Below are 2,196 nucleotides of genomic sequence, written 5' to 3'. Positions count from 1 at the left end.
TCTGCTTGTATTTTTGTCTCGGAGATCGACTGGACACCATCAATCTGAATCAGGTGGACAGTTTACCTGAATTACCTGAACAGCTTCATCTGAATCTGCAATAACCAAACAAGCCCTTAAAAAATATATTAATGCTCATTTCCCGCACCGCTACCAGCGGAAGGAATCAATCCTTAATTGGTTCGTCCGGGTGGTCTGTAACCGTACCGGTTACAGTATCAACGGACAATTACAGGACATTATTAATCACGGCTGCGTCAGCGGCTGTGTCGGAGAAGTTGTCTACACGTCTGATTGTCTCAGCCTCTACCGGAAATATGAAAAATCCATCTGGGATATGGTGGAAGAATTCCGAAATAATACCGGGCAAACGTTAGGTCAGTTCATAGATTCTTTTTGCTCTGCCATCGAAGATGAAGACACGCTCAAAGTTTACCTCTGCTGGTTTGCCGTTGAGCAAATGGCCGGACAGATACTATCGCATTTCGGGGAGGAGTTTTAATCATGGATAACTTCAAAGTTGATTTGTATATCCGGGTATCGACCGAACGACAGGCGAACGAAGGAGACTCGCTGGACGAGCAGGAAAATGAGCTTCGAAAATTCTGTGATTACCGGGGATACAAAATTCATCACGTATTTATTGAGCGGGGAAAATCCGGCGGAAATACTAACAGACCGGAATATCAAAGACTGGTTAAAGATATTCTGGCAAAAAAGGTTAATGCGGTTGTGGTCAAAAAACTTGACCGGTTGTCCCGATCTCTTCTGGACTTTGAAAGTCTCATGAAAACTATGCAGGAAAAAGAGATCGAGTTCATATCCCTAAAAGAAAGTTTCGACACGACAACAGCCATAGGAAAAGCCATGCTCCGGGTGGCTCTGGTTTTTGCCCAGCTTGAACGGGAGCAGACTTCTGAAAGGTTAATTGATGTCATGGAATACCGGGCAAGCCAGGGCATGTATAACGGAGGTCATCGGCCTTTTGGTTATACCAACGTAGACAAACAGATCGCTCCGCACAAACGGGAAAAAGAGATCGTTGTTCTAATGTTTGATAAATATATCGAAACAAAATCAACCATACAGACAGCAAGGTTCCTCAATGATACCGGATACCGTGACCGAGATAGCAAACTCTTTGATAACCGTAAAATATACAGGATTATTCAAAATTCCGTTTACACAGGTAAGATTATTTGGAATGGGAAATTGTATGATGGACTGCACCAGCCGATTATTGCCGAAGCCAAGTTTAACCAAGTCCAGAAAATCATCGAGGAATCAAACTACAAAGTCCGACCGAATCAAGTTCAGGGTCTGCTCAAAAAACTGCTATTCTGTGGTTCCTGCAGTTCTTACATGACACCGAGCCATTCCCTAAACAGAATGAAAAACAAATTCTACTATTACCGTTGCCGTAGTACCTGCAACCCGGAAAAAGGACAGCATAACTGCACAATCAAGAACGCTCCTTTTGCTCTGGTTGATACCCGGGTAAAAGAGATCCTGTTGGAACTATCCCAAGAAACACAATTTAAGCTACTCGAAAACCGTATTCTCAAGCATAATCAGTCAGTAGAACGGGAAGAACAGTCTATGCAGAAAGAAAAACTATTACTGGAAAACGAGTTGGAATCGGTCAGGGAAAAGAAAGACAAATACCTTGACTCACTCATATCGAGCCAGTTCCTATCCAAAGAACGAGAACGGATTAATCAGAAGATCGGAGAACTGGAACTGGAAGAAAAACAAATTAAAGCTCGCATTTACAAACTGGAATTCAATATCTGCGAAGTTCTGGACACAGTGATTGACGTTTCTCTTCTCAAAAAACGGCTCATATCCTTCAAAACAAATCACGAGAGCTACACTTTTGACCATCTACAGGAATATCTTGTTTCTATGGTTGAAAAGATCATCTATCACAAAGACAGGTTATTAATCTATTTTAAGCTGCTTCCGTGGGAACTGGAGTTCGAACTGAACAAGGACTGATACTGAAAATTAATCGAACACAGAAAAGAAAAAGCGGGGCAAAACCCCGCTATCTTTTTATCAAATTTATAAGGCAATTTGGTGTTGCCGAAAAAAACGGGCTGTACATCAAAGATGGGGGAATTCCTGATAAGATATTAGTTAATCAGACTATATCAAGAAAGGAATTCCCTTATGGAAATAATAGCAGATCAACTT

3 protein-coding genes are annotated in these 2,196 nt (G+C 41.7%); all 3 read left to right on the top strand.

The genetic code is table 11. The features are described from left to right. Positions 1 to 190: 190 nt before the first annotated feature. Positions 191 to 502 (top strand): hypothetical protein, encoded by a 312-nt coding sequence (locus tag DKM50_05400; GenBank protein ID PZM81816.1) that lies wholly within the window; start codon positions 191 to 193, stop codon positions 500 to 502. A gap of 2 nt (positions 503 to 504) precedes the next feature. Further along, entirely contained in the window at positions 505 to 1,998 is a 1,494-nt protein-coding gene (locus tag DKM50_05395; GenBank protein ID PZM81815.1) for a hypothetical protein, read from the top strand. Beyond that, positions 1,965 to 2,196: hypothetical protein (locus DKM50_05390; protein ID PZM81814.1), on the top strand; the 232-nt coding region annotated here is incomplete at its 3' end. The genes DKM50_05395 and DKM50_05390, both read left to right, overlap by 34 nt.

The sequence above is a fragment of the Candidatus Margulisiibacteriota bacterium genome (assembly GCA_003242895.1).
GTDB lineage: Bacteria > Margulisbacteria > Riflemargulisbacteria > GWF2-39-127 > GWF2-39-127 > GWF2-39-127.
The sequence above is the reverse complement of the archived record's forward strand: the minus strand, read 5'-3'. Positions and strand labels throughout refer to the sequence as shown.

What these genes read in the sequence shown, in the direction of transcription:
- DKM50_05395 (PZM81815.1), top strand. Translation starts at nt 505, where the DNA reads ATGGATAACTTCAAAGTTGATTTGTATATCCGGGTATCGACCGAACGA.